Genomic DNA, 17,223 nt, shown 5'->3' on the forward strand with positions numbered 1-17,223 from the left:
CCTAGACCTCAGTCGCCTAGCGCCCAGGCAAGGGGGAGGGTGACATCGGGGTCCTCGGCCACGCCGCCATCCCGCATGACCGCCGTGTAGCCGAGATCGGAGAGGTTGCGCCTCTTGAGGCTCCGACGGAAGGCCGCGTTGCGCAAGTTGCCGCCGACTATCGACATGCCGAAAACGCCGAACTCGAGGCGGCCGGGCACCCGAAGGCGGCCGGCGAGCATCGGGAACTGATCCTGCAGATATTTCGCCGGGCCTGCCGCACGCGTGTCTGGATGGATTGTGTCCCACGCGGTCACGACGACCGCTACCCGCGGTTTAGAGCCGTCCGGACGCTCGCCAAGCGTCACGGTGAGATAGCGAACGAGTTCGCAGAAGCCAACTTGGGCCGGCAGGCCAACGTCCTGGGTTGAGGTCGCATGAACCTCGGCGTCTGCTAGGATCGGCTCCGTCGGTCCCTCTTCAGGGCTGACGGCGAGGGCTTTGACTTCGGTCGTGGCGGGTTGACCGGCCAGTGGTCTCACGACGGTCCGCGCTATCTGCTCCCCGTCCTCGTCCTCGTCTAGGCCGTAATCGGCGTCGTCCTCTTCCGTGTCGTCATCGTCGTCGTCCTCGTGGCCCTTTAGGACCTCTCGCGCCGTGACCCAGTCCATCGGTTGCCTGTTCAGTTTCGAGTTCGCGCGTATGAATATGATTGCCGACGAGCATCCCGCTAGCGCGTCGATCCACTCCTGGGGAAGTTCGTAAGTCTCGAGCGCGCGCTTCCAAAGCTCTCCCGTGATGTCGGGAACCGTGAGGTTCCTGGCGGGGCCGGCGCCTTCGTCGCCGCGCACGCTCAAGGTGAAATCGCGCCGGGCAGACTCCTCCATGTTACGCTCGGACCGCGGCGCGAACTTGCGCGAGAGCACATGCGAGACCGCCTCGTTCACGTATTCTACGTTCTCCGGCAGATGATCGGCCCTGAGCGTCCCTTTCTTCGCCTGAAACGCGAGCCAGAGGCGGGCGATGTAGTTCGTCTTTCCGGAGGCCGGCCCACCGACGAGGATGATCGATCCGTCAATCATGCCCGCCCCCTGAAAGCCTGCAGCCGCCTGTCGCCTTCTTCCGCCTCCGTGTCCGGCCAGAACTCGGCCGGCGGGGGAAGGGCACACAGCGATCGGTCGAACAGCTTCGCTACGCCGTGTCCCGGCTCCATGTCGTCGCTCCACGAGAAGGACGCGACCGGGGCTAGCTCCGTCTCGAAGCCAAAGGTGCCGGCGTATGCGGACAGGTCATCAGCTTCCCCTTGCGGGAAAAGCTGGCTGTCCTGCCACGTCGGTACCAGGAAGATTTTGGGGCGGCGATCTTCCAGGAGGTCAGCGAGGCGCTCGATCAGCACCTGAGCGTCAAAGCGCGCCCTCGGCACCTTGTGGTCGTTGGCGAACTGTCGTCCGTCCACCATCAGCCAGATCACACTCGCCGACCTGAGGAAGAGGAGCCGGTCCGCGTCATTCCGCCCGATCAAGGCCTGCGACCATTCTCCAGGCAGGTCTGGCAGCAGGACGTCTAGCAGGCGATCGTCCGCGTGGCGCCAAAGACGGAGGTGAAGGAACCCGGCTTCTCGGTCGTTCGACAGCGTCGTATGGCTGGTGATCTGTTCGGGCGGACTTCCCTTCTGCCACGTCCTACTCGCGCCCGTTATTTCCTCAAACGCGCGTAGCGTGTCGCTGTCGGCGTATGAGTAGCCATCGAATTGGTCCTTCGACAGCAGGAGGTAGGCGCTGACGAGCGCCGCGGTCTTCCCCGCACCGGCAAGCCCCACGATGCCGACCATGCACGTGGGGCGGCTTTCCATCATCGCGTTGGCCTGCTCGATGCCGAGTGTTCGGCTGGCGGGCAGGAAGGGCAGGTCGTCGTCCGGTGCGGTCAGGACGGCTCCTCCGACGGAAACCGGCGCCAAGGCGCGCGGTGTCGCTTCCTCTTCTACGCCGGCGTCCACGTCGCCTAATCCGTTGTCTTCTTCCAGCTCGTCGCCTTCGTCCGTCAGCTCAGGCCGATGGGGACAATTCTCCGGCGGATTTCCGACGACGCAGGATCGTGTGGCGTTGAACGTGCAGTTTGTGTTGGTGCAGGCGCCCCGCATCACTCTTCGCCGCCGAAACGGGCCTCCATCGCGATGATCGACGCCTCGAGCAGGGCTCGAGCACCCCAGCCGCGGGCGTCCAAAGCCGGTGTCGATCCGTCGACATCGCCGGTGGTAGCCAACGCCGCCAGAAGCGGGAAGACCGTTGGATGGTTTGATGGCAGCGACTGGTCCGGGCCGACGGCGAGGCGCGCGCGGTCCTCGCCCAAGGCAGTGACTAGGACTGGCAGCGGGATTGCCTCGGTCGGACCCACGAGGCGCAGGACCGCGTGCCGGAAGCCGTCGCCCGGCAGCCGACGGAGCATCCTCGCTCCTTCGAGGCCGGCGGCGATGGCACGCGTCGGCGGGTCCTTCGCCGCAAGCGGACAGTCGAGGACCGCGCTGTAGTCGGTGATCACCCACCAGAGGAAGTCGATCTCCTCGCGGTCCAGCTCCTGATTGTTCTTCAAGGCCGCGATGACGGGCGCCGTCGCCTTTCGGTAGGCGTTGTTCGCCCGCGTGCCGGCTGTATCGGCCTCGGGAATGGTCAGGGTGCCAACGTCCGGGACCTCATGGCGCGAACGGGAATCCCGGGCGACGGCGGCGACCCTGGCGCGGCATGCGGCGATCAGCTTTTGGCGGAGCTCTTCGACCTTGGCGTTGTCGATCTGGTCCTGAAAGGTGAGCGCGGACCACAGCGCGGCGGCCAAGGCGTCGACGCTGGACCAGGCAGATCGCCCGACAACTTGCTGCTCGACCAACGCGAGAGCCGCGACCGCCAGGCACACGGTCCCCTGCAGTTCGTTGCCCGTGAGGACGAAAGCCGGACTCTCGTTGCTGATCGCGGTCTGCACCTCGGCGGCCAGCGGTTCGGGAAGTGCCTTCTCCCTGAAGCTGTCGGCGATCGCGCCTGCGGCTTTGATCGCCCCGCGCGTGGATAGTTGGCATAGGAGCGTGCGTAACTTGGCGACCGCCTTGTTTCGTGCGGCGACATCGGCGTCGGTCGGCTGAGCCCAGATAATCTGGGAGTGCTTTGCCATTATGCTCATTTCGTGCCGTTGCCCTTTCCGCTCGTCCCGAGCATCCCCTCAATCTCGGCCACCTTCCCCAGTCGGATCGCCCGCCGGAACAGCCGTCGCTCCATCGCGTGGTCGATGCTGCCTGACAAATGCTTGACTAACCCGAAGGTTTTAAACGCTCCCAGCCGCTGACCCTCGGATAGGGTCTGGAAGAAGCGGAGCTGCAGGTCGCGCACGTCCTGCGTGGGTTCAGGCTCAGGGGCTACCTCTGTCTGGGGGGAGTCGGTCGCGTCAGTAAGGGGTGTGGCGGTGGTTTCGCCTGGACCCACCTGCGCCGTGAGATCGCGCGACACTGTCTGCGACGGCTCCTCGACCAGCTCTGTAACGGCTTGGCCATCTGAAGTGCCATCGGCGGGTATCGGTGTGCCGCGGAAGTTAGGCGAAGCCAGAACCTGTCTTTCACTGCGTCCATTCAGGAAGGCCTCGTCGCGCTCAAAGCGCGCCATGTCCGGGTTCCAAGTCCGTGGATCGATGGTCACGGCGAGGGCATCCTGCTCCTCGTCCCACTCGAACGTCAGGATGTTATACTTATAGGTGAACTTCTCGTCGATTTGGTCCGGGGCCGTCGCGCCCGCCGCCAGCATCATGAGCTGGCAGCCGTCTTCCACGTCCTCGACGTCGAGGTTCGGGAAGTGCTCGTGGCCAGAGATGAAGACTCGCGCTCGGCCGCGGAGATACCCTTGCGCCTTCTTCGAATCCTGGAACCAGTTGAGCGGATGATGCGAGAGGACAACGTTTTCGACACCCTCTTCGATCGGGATCTGCCGCTGCCGCTGCCCGAGAATCAGCTTTCCCTCTTCCGGATGACCGGAACAGATGAGCGCGGAATTGAGCCGGACAAATCGGATCGACCTTCCTGGGGCCAGCTCGAGCGTCGCGCTCTTGGACACGCCGCCGTTCAGGTCGAGCTCGCATCGGTAGTCGAGGGCGAAGCCCCTGTATGCGTCGAAGCGGCCGTAGAGCGCGGCGCAGTCATCGGGATTGTCGAGATGGCGGTCCAGCCAGCTGTCGCCGCCCTCGCGCACCGAGAACAGGACGCTGTCCATCGTGTTGTCGATCTTGGCTCGGTCCACGTCATGGTTGCCCGGGATCAGCTGGACGTCGGTTCGATCGCATCCGACGGCGTCGGTCAGGTCGGCGAGCCAGAGCGCAGCCATGACGTATTGGTGGGCCTGGCCAGAATACGCGATATCCCCGGTGACGATCACACCGTTAGCCGTGCAGCCCAACTTGGCTAGCTGAGCGCGCACGTCGTCGATCAGACGGGCCTTGGCATCCAAGTTCGCAGCATCCGTGCCGCCGTCCTTCTCTTGGCCGAAGTGGATGTCCGAAAGGTGCACGAAGACCGACTTCAAGAATTCCCCCCGGCTTCAGTGCCCCGAACTGCATCGTTCGGTGGAACATAAGGTGTCCTGAACCATCGCACCAGTGCCGGATTGTCTGTTGGATATACGCATCAGTTTTCTGGTTGCGCCCTACTTTTTGCTTCCGGCCAACCAGAAGCGGCCTGTCCGCAGCCGGCCCATTTTCGGCCGTAGCGTGCTTGCTGAACGATCGTCCGCTTCCGCTTCGCCGCCGAGCTGGCGTGAATGGCCGATTGTGGGCCGCAATGTCCACCTACGCGGGACGATCGGTATCCTCGCGGCACCAGCGATCAAACGTGCTGTAGCCGGGCAGGTGAGGATTTCGGCAGCCATTCACCAGAACCTCGCCACAAGCAATCCCGTGCAGGATTTCGTCTACCACGGCATGATTGCGCTTCGTAAGCTGTCCGACCCTGGCCCGCACGGCTTCCTTGATCTGCTGGCTGGCCCGCGGCGTCATCGTCGGCTGCTGAGCCGTGGCCGCAGCGAAAAGGATGGGAGAGGGTTGGGATTTTTCGTTTTGAGAGTCATGCCCCTATTTAAACGCAGCACTACCGGGGATGATTATGGCACTTGTCGGTACCAAGCGGCTGATCGACATGGGCATGGAGGCATCGCGAACCATGCCCGCGTTGGTCGTGGGCGGCGGGATGATCACCGACGCCAACCTCTGGATCGCGATGCAGGGTTTCACCGGTGCCTACTATGCCATCTGGGAGAGCCTCTTCGCGGGACAGGACGATGATGTCCTGCGTGGCGTCTTGGACGAGATGTATGTTGACCTGTGGGCGGAGTATCAGGCCCTCGCGGGTGGCCTCCGCATCGATCTGTCCCACAAGGGGTTCACCACCACGACCGTGGACAGGACTACTTGGGAGACCGACTACCTCAACGACACCGAGCATCCCGTCTACAATCATGCCTTCGCCACAATCCGTTACTCCAACGGCGAAAGGGAGATCGATTTCGCCGAGTGGGCGCGTCACGTCATGGGCTTTTGGTATGACAAGATCATCATCATCGAGCGCACCTACAACCAGCGCGTCAAGGCTGGCTGGACACCTCCGCCCAAGCTCAACAAGGCGCAGCGTAAGGCGCGAGAGGAAGACGCCAAGGCCGCATTCAAGAAGCTGACCAGCCGCTGAGGGCAAGCGCTGGTGCGAGCAAACAAGAGGGGGATCGATGAAGAAGCTGTTGCCGTGGACGATACTGTGGGCGACTCTCCTGGCCACCATCCCAATCGCCTCGGAGTTTACACCCGATCAGGTAGCCGAGAAACTGGCCACTTGGCGCTTGGTCGCGCTCGTCGTCTTTGGCGTACTGTTGCTCATCAGCTTAGTCCGCATGGCACTGGCCTACTTTCGCCCGCCAGCCGCCAACAGGATCAGCAAGCATGATGTCGATTTGTTCACCCGTATCAGCGATGTGCTCAACGATGGCGCGCTCACCTTCCTAGCCGACCACGACTTTCGCAACGACTGCCATGTCAGCAATCTAAAACCCATCGAGACCATCTCCTATTGGCATGGGCCCAACTGCATGTTCAGCGACCCCGCTCTCCAGAAGCGCTGGGAGAAGCTGTTCGCCAGAATACTCCACTTGAGTTCCACGCACGGCTCCAATCTCACCAACAGCGAGGATAACGTGGAGCGCATGACGGCCTGGCACGTTGGCTTTCCTAAGAACGCCCAACCACCGCAGGCGCAGGAAGAGATCAAGGAACTCAACGACGCAGCCCTGGCAGTCTACCGCGAGTATGGGGAGTTCGCGCCCTACGTTCGCAAGCGCTTGGGGTTGTAACCCGTGAGCAACGTCCTGCCCATCAAGCTGCCGCAGTATCTCGTCCGCCTGCGCGCCTCCGGATAAAGCTGGTCTTCGCTGTTTTCCAATTGCTCGCGCGGTTCTCGGACGTCGCGGCGATGCCGGAACGGCGCATCGCGCGTGCCATTCTTGCGATATCCGTAGCTTCGCTCGAGGGCGTTGCCGCTCCGTCACTTTTCCTCAACCTACCTGAGGACCGTCTCATCACTCGAGAAGACTTTCTCGACCGCTTCATGGCGAAGTTTCGCGCTTTTACGACGTCAGCTCGTTAGCGGGCATAGTCCATCTCCAAGAGACCCAGGATGGACCTGCACTCAGGCTAGTCGCCGAAAGCGAAGCCACCGGGAGAATACGTCGACTAGGAATCCAGCGTTTCCGATCGGGCAGGATTGTACGAGCGAGCTGGTTGCTGTTGCTGTTGCAGAGATAAAAGCATTTCGAAGCAAATATGAGCAACCGTCTGCTTCCGAGAACCGCCCGCGTCCGAGGCTACTCGCCGTCCTGTGGACTGGTTTTGTTAGAGTTGCCTGTTGGGTCAACTTGTGCGGACTGGGAACGCCGGGGCGCGATCAGGTGCAACCGAGGTAGGTGTGAATGGCCCACAATATACACCTCTGGACACGCGCTTATGCTTGGGAAAGGCGAACTGGGTTTGCAGGCATCAAGCGCGGACCGATTAGCCGCAATCTGCGCAGAACGCGAGAAGACGCTTTGGGCTGTCTTTGTGCTCAGACCGGCAATTGCCAGCTCATGCCGCAAAGGCCTCTTCTTCGATACGGCCGAACTGATCGGACCGCATTAGGTCGGCCACACGAAATTGCCAGTTGTGGATGTAATCAACGCGCTATTATTATGCAAAATCCAGTCGTCGCGGGCTCCTAAAGTTTTTCCAGGGGCTCCTTTAGATCGGAAAAAGAACCTTCAAGCGGTCGACCGTATGCCGCCACTTCGGCGTCTTTGGCGCGCACACCGAGTTCTGGTTCCCGAACATGCCGACCTCCTGCACCGCCTTGTCGAGTGTGACAGTGGCGACCCAGTCGATTGGTACGAAATACTCGCAGCGATCGGAATCGTCGATAAACTCGCTATGGTAACTGGCGCGGGTGAGGGCGGTTGCTGCGGGGATGGGGACGCTGTCGTTATCCGGCAGCTCGAAGTCGCGGAACGCCACCGGCTCGCCCCGCACGATGCCGACGCTCACGAAGCCATAGCCGGGCGCCTTCACCCATATTCGGTCGCCTGGGCTGAGCAGGCGAAGCGTGCCGCTATACCAAGTGCCGCCGCCCGCGCTGATGAAGCCATTTCGCCGCGCCTCGTCCCAAGAGCGGCTCTCACCATGGCCGAACGACACGTAATATTCGCCGTTCCACGGTTCGCGATCGCTCGGACGGGCATCGACTGTAGCCGCCACCTGTGTCTCGATCGGATCGATCAGCCACGCGCGGCTCAGCAACTGGCCGGCGTCGGTGTCGAACACCTGGAAGCAGAGCACGTTGATGGCGATGCCGCGCTTGGCGAGATAGGCTACGATCCGTTCGGAGCTCGCATCGAGGCTGGCGGCGACGATCACGACCTGATGGTTCTGGTTCAGTGTCGTCTCGTCGAGCAGCATGCCGAAGCGCGCGCGGAAATCCTGCGCCAGATTGCCGCCGCCTGTGAAGCGCGCATAGACGCGGCCGACCGCCTCGGCATCGAGCGCCTCTGCCCAGGTCGCATAGTCGATCGCTTGCGCCACCACTTCACGAGGCGTGCGGCCGCGCTTCAACTCGATCAGGATGAGCGCGCCGTCGGGCGCCATGGCCAGCAAGTCGATCCGGCCGCCAAAGCCGGTATCCTCCTGCCGGCCGATAATCATCCATTCGTCCGACAGGATCTGCGGCGCGGCGACGATCATTTATTCGAGCAGCGCCTCGCTTGACAGCGCGGACTCGCGTAGCGCAGTCGGCGCGCCGTCGACTTGCCAGATGCTGTGACGGATTGGCATGATCAGGCTACCGGCGCAGGGCGACGCCCGCGTTTAGGTTTCGGTACGGCGACGCACTCGGCGCGGATGCGATCGAGCAGGACGCTCGCCGGCTCGTCATTCGGGTCCTGCGGCACCAACTCGCCGCGGAACGCCTTGGCGAGGATCGCCGCTTCGAGCCGGTCAAGCATCGCGATGGCGCGGGCGGCTTCGGCTTCGAGACGGTCAGCACGGGCGAAGATTGCATCGAGGGCGGCAGCGATGCGCTTTTGCATTGCCGTGGGGGCGAGCGGGGTCGGGATCGCATTCAAGGCGTTTTGATTGATCTTTGGTAAGACCGTTCGGCCCTCCTGTCTTGTAGCCAGCCAAGTAAATTGCGGCGACAGCATCCAATACATTAGGTAACGCGCGTCGCACCGTGGGTTAATCGGATACATGTCAGCGCTGCATCCACCCTCGAAATTGACCAAGACCACTTTGCGTAGGTAAGGCCGAATTTTCGAATAGATCAGTTGGCCGGCGTAAAAGCGGTGCTTTCCGCTTATAACCCCATCTTCGGCAATAGTCTGAAAGGGGAGGAGTACCGGGCGTCCAGATCGGATGTGATTTGGTGCGATATGTGGCAACTTGAGGATTGAGGTAGGCGGAACGAGATTGCTGGCGATCTCTCCGGCCTCTTCGAACGCCACAGTCTTCCAGCCCAGCCGTCCCCCATCAGCATCCGGAAAGAGCCTGCCTTCAAACGCTCGTTCGAGACCGGTAACCCTTAGGCGTTCGGCTAGCACCGGTACCCGATTCAGTGCCGCCCGCGCGCGGGCGAGGCGAGCGGTCATTGCGTCAAGCTTCACGACGATGCGGCGCTGTTCGGCTAAGGGTGGTAGAGGAATAAAGATGTCCTCAATGACATTCGAACTCACATTTTGCTGGGCGGCGCCTTGACCATGGCTGGAAAGGGGCTCCCGGAAAGCTGCGGAGCTCAAGAAGCGATAGAGATAGCCATCCTCGGAAAGCGATGTGGCAGGCTGTAGCTTTGCAACGCGCTGATTGAGCGCCGCAGGTAAGTGGGCTTCCTCAACTCTAGCCACTCGGCCAATGTTCCCCGTTAACGAGGTGAGAATGTCACCCGCGGCGAGCTCAAACCTGCTCGTAGCGGTCGAGAGTGACACAAACCTTGGATTATTGAGATTGATTTTGCTATCTTGGACATTGCCGATCCTTATGAGGAAGTGCCCACGATCCTGATATTCCCCGCTTTTGAAAGCAAAGCCGCTTATAACCTGTAGCAAATCTCCAAGCTTCGCTCTTTCCCATTTATCCGGCAGTGTCACTCCCCCGCCTCCATGACCCGAACGTCCTGCGCGCCGCCCTCTATTTCTTCGATCAATTCCCGCACCTCCACTATCGCGTTCGCCAGGTGCAACTCGATTGCCGTCGCAATCTCTTCGGGTGATTGCAGTCCGTCCTCCGGGTCACCGCTCGAATCTTTGAGCCAACCAATGTCCAAATTGTCTCCCCGCGTGGCGATCTCCTCGCGCGTGAAGCAACGGAAGCGGCCGGTCTCGCCCTCGTCACTCCGCATCGCGCCGCCATTGGGATCGTCACCAAACATCGTCACGAAGTCAGCGAGGTCGGCGGCTTTGAACGGGTTGGTCTTGCCGTACGACGGCATGTTGGCGCGCGCGTCGTAGATCCACACCGCTTGCGTCGCGTCCTCGAGCGGCGCTTCCTCATCGCTACGCGTGAAGAACAGCACGTTGGTCTTCACGCCCTGCGCATAGAATATGCCGACTGGCAGCCGCAGAATCGTGTGGAGGTTGCACCAGCTCATCAGCCGCTGGCGCAGCAGCTTGCCGCGGCCATCGTCGAATAGCACGTTGTCGGGCACAACCACCGCTGCGCGCCCGCCGCGCCGCAGCGAGCGGATGACATGTTCGACAAAGGGCAGCTGATAGGAGGAGACTCGATCGGTGATCGTCAGATCGTCGCGCGTCGGCGGGCCGCCCGCTGGGCCGAACGGCGGGTTGGTCAGGATCAGATCGGCATTCTTGAACTTAATATCCGAACCGCGCGGGCTGAGCGTGTCGGCGAGATCGAGGTGATCGGGATCGATGCTGTGCAGATGCAAATTCATCTGCAGCAGGCGGAAGGTGTCGGGGACGTTCTCGACACCGCGCAACGCCTGGTTGAGCTGGAACGCCTGCTGCTTCGGCGCCAGCTCGAAATAGCCGTCGGTCTGCTCACGCATGTATTGGTCTGCTGCGATCAGGAAGCCGCCGGTGCCCGCCGCCGGATCCTGGATCACTTCGCCAGGCTGCGGCTGCATTAGGCCGACCATCACCTGGATCAGCACGCGCGGCGTAAAATACTGCCCAGCGCCTCGCTTGGTCTCCTCGGCCATCTTCTGCAGCAGGCCCTCATAGGCATCGCCAAACGCATCGCGCTCCTCGCTGAACCAGTGCAGCCCGTCGATCGCGTCGATCAGCTTGCGCAGGTTGATCGGCTCGCGGACGATGGTCGCGGCGTTCTGGAAGATCGCGACGATCGAGCGGTCGGCGATCTTGGTGCCGTCGCCCAGCTCAATCAGCGCTTGGCGATAGCGCGTGAGTACCTCGGTCTCGTTCGCCGCCTTTAGCGCGCCCCAGCGATATTGCTCTGGGATGCGACTCTCGTCCTTCTGCTCGGACGCCATCTTGAGGAACAGCAGATAGGTCAGCTCGGTGACATATTGCTGGTAAGTCACGCCATCCTTGCGGAGCAGTGTGCAAAGGCGCCAGAGCTTGTTCACCAGATCGGTGGAGGGGTTCATTCGGCTTCTTTCATCATGCAGGCCCGGTCACGCGGCGATGCCGCTGCCCCAGATCGCGGCGTTCAGATCCTTGAGTACTTCCCCTAGCCCGGAGTCGAACTCGCGGTCGACCACCGCAAAGCCGCCGGCCTGCGCAAACAGTGGATCGGACAGGATCTCGGGATCGCCGACGGGCTGCGCGCGCAGCACGCGGCCGATGCGGTTGAGCCACTGCTTCTGCTTGGCGGACCAAGCGCGGCTTGCGATGATCCGATGGACGCCGTTGTCGACGCGAGCCTCGTAGGGGACGAGCGGATCGCCGAGCGCCGCCTGGCGAACAAAACCAATGATGTGCGCGGCGATATCGGCATTGCGCGCGCTGCCATAGGCGCGGCGGAGCGCTGCCTCGGAGAAGCCCTTGCCGTCAAGCAGGATTGCCAGCTCCTTCAACTCCTTGCGGGTTAGCTCGCGCGGGCGCTGGGTGGCGGCGATCATCGCCGGCACCGCATTCATATTCGCGCGGACATAGGCCTCGAAGCTTTCGATATAATCGCTCGGTGTCGCCTTCTCGCCGAAATTGTCCTCGACCGAGACGAGCTCGTCGTCATGCTCGGAGATGTAGATGCCGTCGCGCTTGCCCGCAGGATTCGCCGCGTCGAGCACTGTCGCGAGCGACGGGTGTTGGCGGAACAGCGCGATCGTCTCGGCGGGCGTCGCATCCTTGAGCCGGTCGGCCAGCGCGCCGAGCGGGCCGAGCACAGTCTCCAGCGCCTCACGGCGATCCTCGCTGATATATTTGGTGCGCTGGCGCAGCTTGACGACGATCTGGTCGCGGACGAACGCGCGGTCCTCGTCGCTCGATGCCCGCTCGATGTCGCCGACCAACGTCGCGAAGGTCAGGCCGGGATCGACCACCACAGGGCGCATGTCGGTGACGTCCTGCAGGTTGGCATTGATGTCGACCGCATCAAAGATGCGGAAATACTCCTTGCCGATCTCATCACACCGCCGCGTCGCGCGGCCAATCATCTGGTCGTAGAGGATGCGGCTGTTCACCCGGCGTACGAACACCAAGTTGGTGATCGCGGGCACGTCAATGCCGGTGGTCAGCAGATCAACCGTGACGACGTACTTGGGGCGCGGATCGTTCTTGAATGCCTTGATCCGGTCGAGCGGCTTGTCGATCGATCCAGTGATCTTTTCAACCAAGTCGTGTGGCTGCGGGCCATAGTCGGCAATCAGTGCGGCGCGAAGTTCTTCGATGAGTATATCCGCATGATCGTCGCGGGCGGCGAACAGTAGCGTCTTGCCGGGCTGGTCAGGCGGGCACTCGGCGGCAATTGCCTCGGCCACCGCGCGGTTGAAGGCGCGGGTGTAGACCTTCTTGTTGAACTGGGCGATTTCGAAGTCGACCTGATCCTCGAGATCAAACAGGTCGATCTGCCCGGTGCGCGGGTCGAAGATGTTCACCTCCTCGCCCTGGTCAAAGCTGATGCCGGTCTGGCTGAGCGCAGTGGTAATGCGGCGCGGCGGGCGATGGTCGATCAGGAAGCCGTCGATCACCGCTTGCCGGTAGCCGTACCGAAATACCGGCGGGCCGAATATCTCGCGGGTGTGGAGCGCCGGGGTCGCGGTCAGGGCGACCTTCTTCGCATCAAAATAGTCGAGGACGCGGCGATAGGCAGACAGATAATCGTCGAGGTCACGGAAGCCGAGGTCGTCCTCACGCAGTTCGGCGTCGAGCGTGTAGCCGCGATGGGCCTCGTCGACGATGATCAGGTCGTAGGTTCCCGGCGTCGGCCGATCCGCGCTGGGGTCATCAAAGACGCGACGGACCATGGCCTGCACGGTTGCGACCTGCACACGGTCGGTCGCCTCCGGGAACTTGCATGCCATGTCGGCGACGGGGAAGACTTGGTCGAACTTGTAGAAGCCGTTGGTGTCGGTCGTGCTCATCGCGTCGAGCGTCTGGCGCCCCAGCGCGTTGCGATCGACGAGGAAGAGAATGCGGCGAAAGCGCTGCGTCCGAAGCAGCTCGTACATCAGCGCGATGGCGAGCCGCGTCTTTCCGGTGCCGGTCGCCATCGCCAGCAGAATATGGTCCTGCCCCCGCGCAACCGCCTCTTCTACCGCCTCGATCGCTTCCTTCTGATAGGGGCGCAAACCCGTGACCCCGAGCTCTCGATCGGCGACGATCTGCGTGTCCTCGCAAATCCGCTGTTCAAGCTTCTCGGTGAGATCCCGCGGGCTGAACCATTCGCTTAACGCGCGCGGTGCGGAGCGAGTGCGTGCGTCCCAGAACCAGATCCCCGACTTGGTAGCGAGTTGCTTTATATACGGGCGGCCGTTGGTCGCGAAGACGAGCGGCACACGGAAGCGGTCGTCGCCGTCCGCCCACGGTCCTCCAGACGGGAGTTCATCTAGCGTGAGCGTGATGTCGCGAGCATAGCGCTTACCCTGTCCAATTCGGCCAGGCACATCGCGGACCTGTCGCTTTGCCTCAACCAAGCCAACACAACGGCCATCCACGAATAGAGCGTAATCAACAGGACCGCTCCTTGTCGGCCATTCTGCAATGGCCATCGATTTTCCGTACTCGGGTCTCGCCCCGGCGGCGTGGCGCAGGACGACGCTGTCGACGATCCACCCCGCGTTCCGCAGCTGCTCATCGATGATGACGCGAGTGGTCGGCTCATCGAGCTCGGCTTGCTCTGCACGTTCCGCGCCGATGCGGGCAAGCAGGTCCAGCTGCTGCGGCGGGGCCGCCATCGCTTGCGCTTGGGTTGATGCCAGCGATTGCTCCGCTGCGCGAAGCGCGGCTTCGGTCTCGGCGGCATAACCCTCCCAGAAGGCTCGGTCCTTGGCCTCCCGGCTCGCCTGCTCTGCCAGGAGCGTTCGCTCGGCCTCGGCTTGCTGAGCCGCAAGACGGGCCTTCGCCTCAGCGTCCGCCCCGCTGGCTACGACTTTGCGGAGCGCTTCCAGTTCGAGACGAAGCGCGGTGGTCGCGTCCGCCGGCGGGGTGGGCGGGATGAACGCGCCCGGCTTGAACGAAGGTGCCGTCTCATAAGTCTGATGAAACCAGACTCCGATCGCACGTGCTATTTTCAGGGAGGTCAGCGCCTCAGAAGCCGTCCCTCGGTCCTCATGCGCCGCGACGTTGCCGATCTGCTTGAGGTGGAAGAACAGGTCGGCCATCTCGCGCGGCAGTACCGAACGAGCCCGGAGCGTCCGCAGCACATCGTCGAAGGTTGCCGCGCCGCCCGATAATAGTGCGTGGCGGGCGGCGACATCCTTGGCAATGAACTCGGCAAACTGGCGTAATTTGACCAATGCGGTAGGAGGATCGCTGGCGAAGTAACGCTCTGCCAGGGCGCCTAATTTTGTCAGCTGGGGGCTATGCGCTTCCAAAAAGCCAAAATTGCTGAGCACGTCCCCCATCATGGACACATAGCACTGGAGGCGTTTGGCTCAACCCGGGAGGGCTCTCCGTATCAATTCCGCTCGACCGTTGAACCGGAACGAAACAGGTCTGTCGAATTGCTGCTTCGCTGCTGCTAAAGCCGCTTAGCGAAACTCCCAAATCGGGGAACCGGCAGGAGATTGGGAAAGTCGGTAAACGGGCCCTTCGATCCTGGCCGACATAGAAATTCTCAAGCAAATACAGCGGCAAGAATACTTTTGTAGCGTCCATCCGCAGCATGCGGGTAATGTGAGAGGGCTTTTTGATTGAAGCGGTACGCGCGCTAGAGCAAGCTTGCGAGTGCGTTGCGGCGGTAGAAATGGAGTGTTGGTAGCTCGGCGCGTACCGTTTCAATCAAGTCGCCCTGCTCGGTCGGTTTGACGGAAGCGAAGGCAAGCTCAGCGGCGTGTGCCGTGGCTTCGATACGATCGGCATCACCGAACCGAACCTTGTCGACTAGTATCCCGCCCTCCGCGATGAAGACGGCATGACGAACGGCAGTGTCCCGCATCCTTGGCGGTACTCTCCCGACGATCTCTGCGATCGGTCGACACTCCCGACCAAACCGACTGAGCGCTAGACGACCTTCGCTGGTATGCAGATCAATCGCTGCGGCCGGGAAGCCTGCAATCATACCCGTGTCAGGTAACGGCGTCCGAGTGATCGTGATCGTTGGCTCGTCCTTCACGATCGCCCCGATCGGCAGCATTGAGACAAACATTGCATCACTGATTCGGGCGGCGGCACGATTGGCGACGTAGTATAGGATGAGCGGGTCGTGCCGAGCAGACATTAGACGGAAGAAGTCGCGACGGTCACTAGCGAGCGTCGGCATCGTGACTCCGCGAAAGCTCGACGTACCGGCCAGTAGCCAAGCGGCGACCATCCGCTCGGCACTAGTAGCGTTCATGTCGAGTGCGGCAGTGGAAAGTTCTTGGACGCCCGCCCTGGCTAACCGTTGCTTCAGGGCATCAAGTGTACGGTCATAATCCGCGATCGAGATTAGGTCGCACGCCAATCGCGATTTCGGGCTAATCGCCAATAGATAGGCGAGATACGCCGCGAGTTCGTCGGTCGCACCGTGCTCTCGCATGGCCTTGTTACCCATCGCCGCCAGCGCCATCCCAACAGCTAGCAGGTTGCCGATGCCGACATCCTCGACCGCGCAAACTGCCAAGCGCCGAAAGACCTGATCGGTGTCGAGGCCGCATCCCTGCTGGGCAAAGCGCATTGCGCCTTCGGCATCGCCGCGCCGGATCGACTTCTGCAACGCGCTGATGTTGATGAAGCGGTATGTGGCCGGGATCGGAGCGGGTAGGGGCGGTGCTTTGAACGATGCCCGGCCAGCGGCAAGGTGCTCGCAGAATAGCCGATCGAAGCTGGCGAGGATTTCGCGACGGACAAGGCCGTCGGCGCCAACCATCCGGTCACTGATTGGTCGGTATAGGCATGGCTGGTGAAGCTCGGCCATCGAGGCCCAGATATCGAACATAAAAAGTCTCCGAGGTTGTTACCTCGAAGGCGTAGGGGTCTTGACTCGACTGGATAGGAGTATTTGATTAGCTGACGGGCGCGCTAGCGAATGTCTATTATCTTCAACGCTGCTTCTCCCTGCTGGTCGACGGAAACAATTGCATTGTTGGTCATGACCGCGCCAAACCCGTTTTTCGCGCGATACGTCACACCAACGATCCAGCCCGGGCTGCCATCGTCGGTCTTTCCTGGCATCGCACTCGCGCCTACAAGTTCAAACGATGCGGGGTCGTTCAGCCGCTGTTTTACCGCCTCTGCAGCAGTTCCTTCCGCTCGATATTCAAGGACGGCTAGTTTGTCGGATGAAGCCTTCCGCCCAGCTTCAACGCGTTCGCTCGGCGTGAGAGGCTGCGCAGCCTGCTGCCGGGTACACGTCCAAAGCAACACAAGAACGGTCAGGATTGCCAATCCGCTAACGTACGGTGCCGCCATCTTGGCCCGCTTCTCGAACGCGGCTTGCTTTTCCAACTGCCCTTCGGAGAAGGCATGCCCACATCGGCGACAGGCTTTAGCGGCGCTCGGCACGTCGCCAAGGCAGTTGGGACACTGCATCGTCCCCACTCGCATGCGGGACTTCCGCATCCATCGGTCTCCTGAAGTTAATTGCCAGTTCGTCAGAAGCGTAGCCACCGAGAACGAGCACGCAAGTGGTTTGCGGATGATCTCAATTCCGTAAGTCTGATCGGTGTCTCACTTGTGCACACGTCCCTACTTCGGGGGACAGAATGGCGGAGCTTCGAAAACGTTTTGGGAGATTGGTTGCTGCCCACCGAAAGCGGCGGCGGATGACCCAGGAGGCGCTCGCCCAGGCTTCCGAGCTTTCCGTCGATATGATCGGCCGGATCGAAGCAGGCGCGACGGGTGCCAGTTTCCCATCCATTGAGCGTCTGGCTACTGCACTGAATATTGACCCGGCGCAGCTCTTTACCACCGAGCTTGCAGCTGACGCGACGACCCGCCCGGTTCTAGCGGAGCTTACCGCACGGCTCGCCAGCTTGACCGACCGCGACATCAAATGGGTGGATCAAGTTCTCGACGCGGCCCTAAAGCCCCGGGGTTAGCGATAGGCAAGTGTCGCCATCACTGCTTGTCCGGCATGACTCCTATTGCGGGGAGGGCA

General features: G+C 61.8%; 14 protein-coding genes. 3 read left to right on the forward strand and 11 right to left on the reverse strand.

Annotation, left to right across the window (positions count from 1 at the left end; all coding sequences use genetic code 11):
• Positions 1–8: 8 nt before the first annotated feature.
• The 5 genes from LLW23_RS17115 to LLW23_RS17135 all read right to left on the reverse strand — a co-directional run bounded on the left by LLW23_RS17115 (position 9) and on the right by LLW23_RS17135 (position 5,001).
• Positions 9–1,061 carry a TRAFAC clade GTPase domain-containing protein gene (locus LLW23_RS17115; protein ID WP_228946701.1) on the reverse strand — a complete coding sequence of 351 codons (1,053 nt, stop codon included), beginning with the start codon at positions 1,059–1,061 and terminating at the stop codon, positions 9–11.
• On the reverse strand, positions 1,058–2,119 hold the full coding sequence (locus tag LLW23_RS17120) for a TRAFAC clade GTPase domain-containing protein (RefSeq protein WP_228948625.1): 1,062 nt from the start codon (positions 2,117–2,119) through the stop codon (positions 1,058–1,060). The genes LLW23_RS17115 and LLW23_RS17120 overlap by 4 nt, the downstream gene beginning before the upstream one ends.
• The gene (locus LLW23_RS17125; RefSeq protein ID WP_228946702.1) at positions 2,119–3,138 is read right to left on the reverse strand and encodes a GTPase-associated system all-helical protein GASH; all 1,020 of its coding nucleotides are present in this window, start codon (positions 3,136–3,138) and stop codon (positions 2,119–2,121) included. The genes LLW23_RS17120 and LLW23_RS17125 overlap by 1 nt, the downstream gene beginning before the upstream one ends.
• A gap of 5 nt (positions 3,139–3,143) precedes the next feature.
• A complete protein-coding gene (locus tag LLW23_RS17130) occupies positions 3,144–4,532 on the reverse strand; it encodes a metallophosphoesterase (protein ID WP_228946703.1) in 1,389 nt (462 codons plus the stop codon).
• A gap of 262 nt (positions 4,533–4,794) precedes the next feature.
• Positions 4,795–5,001: a hypothetical protein gene (locus LLW23_RS17135; RefSeq protein ID WP_228946704.1), complete on the reverse strand. Its 207-nt coding sequence runs from the start codon at positions 4,999–5,001 to the stop codon at positions 4,795–4,797.
• Positions 5,002–5,107: 106 nt separating this feature from the next.
• Here LLW23_RS17135 and LLW23_RS17140 point away from each other — a divergent pair, with 106 nt between their 5' ends.
• Together LLW23_RS17140 and LLW23_RS17145 are read left to right on the forward strand one after the other, a co-directional pair.
• The gene (locus LLW23_RS17140; protein WP_228946705.1) at positions 5,108–5,686 is read left to right on the forward strand and encodes a hypothetical protein; all 579 of its coding nucleotides are present in this window, start codon (positions 5,108–5,110) and stop codon (positions 5,684–5,686) included.
• A 37-nt stretch (positions 5,687–5,723) separates the two neighbouring features.
• Positions 5,724–6,341: a hypothetical protein gene (locus LLW23_RS17145; RefSeq protein WP_228946706.1), complete on the forward strand. Its 618-nt coding sequence runs from the start codon at positions 5,724–5,726 to the stop codon at positions 6,339–6,341.
• A 922-nt stretch (positions 6,342–7,263) separates the two neighbouring features.
• Here the strand turns inward: LLW23_RS17145 and LLW23_RS17150 are convergent.
• The 6 genes from LLW23_RS17150 to LLW23_RS17175 all read right to left on the reverse strand — a co-directional run bounded on the left by LLW23_RS17150 (position 7,264) and on the right by LLW23_RS17175 (position 16,655).
• Positions 7,264–8,256 (reverse strand): PDDEXK family nuclease, encoded by a 993-nt coding sequence (locus LLW23_RS17150; protein WP_228946707.1) that lies wholly within the window; start codon positions 8,254–8,256, stop codon positions 7,264–7,266.
• 92 nt (positions 8,257–8,348) lie between these two features.
• Entirely contained in the window at positions 8,349–9,653 is a 1,305-nt protein-coding gene (locus LLW23_RS17155) for a restriction endonuclease subunit S (RefSeq protein ID WP_228946708.1), read from the reverse strand.
• Positions 9,650–11,131 carry a class I SAM-dependent DNA methyltransferase gene (locus LLW23_RS17160; protein ID WP_228946709.1) on the reverse strand — a complete coding sequence of 494 codons (1,482 nt, stop codon included), beginning with the start codon at positions 11,129–11,131 and terminating at the stop codon, positions 9,650–9,652. The genes LLW23_RS17155 and LLW23_RS17160 overlap by 4 nt, the downstream gene beginning before the upstream one ends.
• A gap of 27 nt (positions 11,132–11,158) precedes the next feature.
• Positions 11,159–14,551, reverse strand: a complete 3,393-nt coding sequence (gene hsdR, locus LLW23_RS17165) for a type I restriction-modification system endonuclease (protein ID WP_333473781.1) — start codon at positions 14,549–14,551, stop codon at positions 11,159–11,161.
• 302 nt (positions 14,552–14,853) lie between these two features.
• Positions 14,854–16,062 carry a hypothetical protein gene (locus tag LLW23_RS17170; RefSeq protein ID WP_228946710.1) on the reverse strand — a complete coding sequence of 403 codons (1,209 nt, stop codon included), beginning with the start codon at positions 16,060–16,062 and terminating at the stop codon, positions 14,854–14,856.
• A gap of 83 nt (positions 16,063–16,145) precedes the next feature.
• Positions 16,146–16,655, reverse strand: coding sequence for a hypothetical protein (locus LLW23_RS17175; protein WP_228946711.1), 510 nt, complete (start codon positions 16,653–16,655; stop codon positions 16,146–16,148).
• Positions 16,656–16,888: 233 nt separating this feature from the next.
• Between LLW23_RS17175 and LLW23_RS17180 the strand changes: the two genes are divergently transcribed.
• Positions 16,889–17,164 (forward strand): helix-turn-helix domain-containing protein, encoded by a 276-nt coding sequence (locus LLW23_RS17180; protein ID WP_228946712.1) that lies wholly within the window; start codon positions 16,889–16,891, stop codon positions 17,162–17,164.
• Positions 17,165–17,223 lie beyond the last annotated feature (59 nt).

Source organism: Sphingomonas radiodurans (genome assembly GCF_020866845.1).
Taxonomy (GTDB): Bacteria; Pseudomonadota; Alphaproteobacteria; order Sphingomonadales; family Sphingomonadaceae; genus Sphingomonas; species Sphingomonas radiodurans.

Coding starts and splice junctions, on each gene's coding strand:
- LLW23_RS17115 (WP_228946701.1), bottom strand. CDS start 1,061: ATGATTGACGGATCGATCATCCTCGTCGGTGGGCCGGCCTCCGGAAAG.
- LLW23_RS17120 (WP_228948625.1), bottom strand. CDS start 2,119: ATGCGGGGCGCCTGCACCAACACAAACTGCACGTTCAACGCCACACGA.
- LLW23_RS17125 (WP_228946702.1), bottom strand. CDS start 3,138: ATGGCAAAGCACTCCCAGATTATCTGGGCTCAGCCGACCGACGCCGAT.
- LLW23_RS17135 (WP_228946704.1), bottom strand. CDS start 5,001: ATGACGCCGCGGGCCAGCCAGCAGATCAAGGAAGCCGTGCGGGCCAGG.
- LLW23_RS17140 (WP_228946705.1), top strand. CDS start 5,108: ATGGCACTTGTCGGTACCAAGCGGCTGATCGACATGGGCATGGAGGCA.
- LLW23_RS17145 (WP_228946706.1), top strand. CDS start 5,724: ATGAAGAAGCTGTTGCCGTGGACGATACTGTGGGCGACTCTCCTGGCC.
- LLW23_RS17150 (WP_228946707.1), bottom strand. CDS start 8,256: ATGATCGTCGCCGCGCCGCAGATCCTGTCGGACGAATGGATGATTATC.
- LLW23_RS17160 (WP_228946709.1), bottom strand. CDS start 11,131: ATGAACCCCTCCACCGATCTGGTGAACAAGCTCTGGCGCCTTTGCACA.
- hsdR (WP_333473781.1), bottom strand. CDS start 14,551: ATGATGGGGGACGTGCTCAGCAATTTTGGCTTTTTGGAAGCGCATAGC.
- LLW23_RS17170 (WP_228946710.1), bottom strand. CDS start 16,062: ATGTTCGATATCTGGGCCTCGATGGCCGAGCTTCACCAGCCATGCCTA.
- LLW23_RS17175 (WP_228946711.1), bottom strand. CDS start 16,655: ATGCAGTGTCCCAACTGCCTTGGCGACGTGCCGAGCGCCGCTAAAGCC.
- LLW23_RS17180 (WP_228946712.1), top strand. CDS start 16,889: ATGACCCAGGAGGCGCTCGCCCAGGCTTCCGAGCTTTCCGTCGATATG.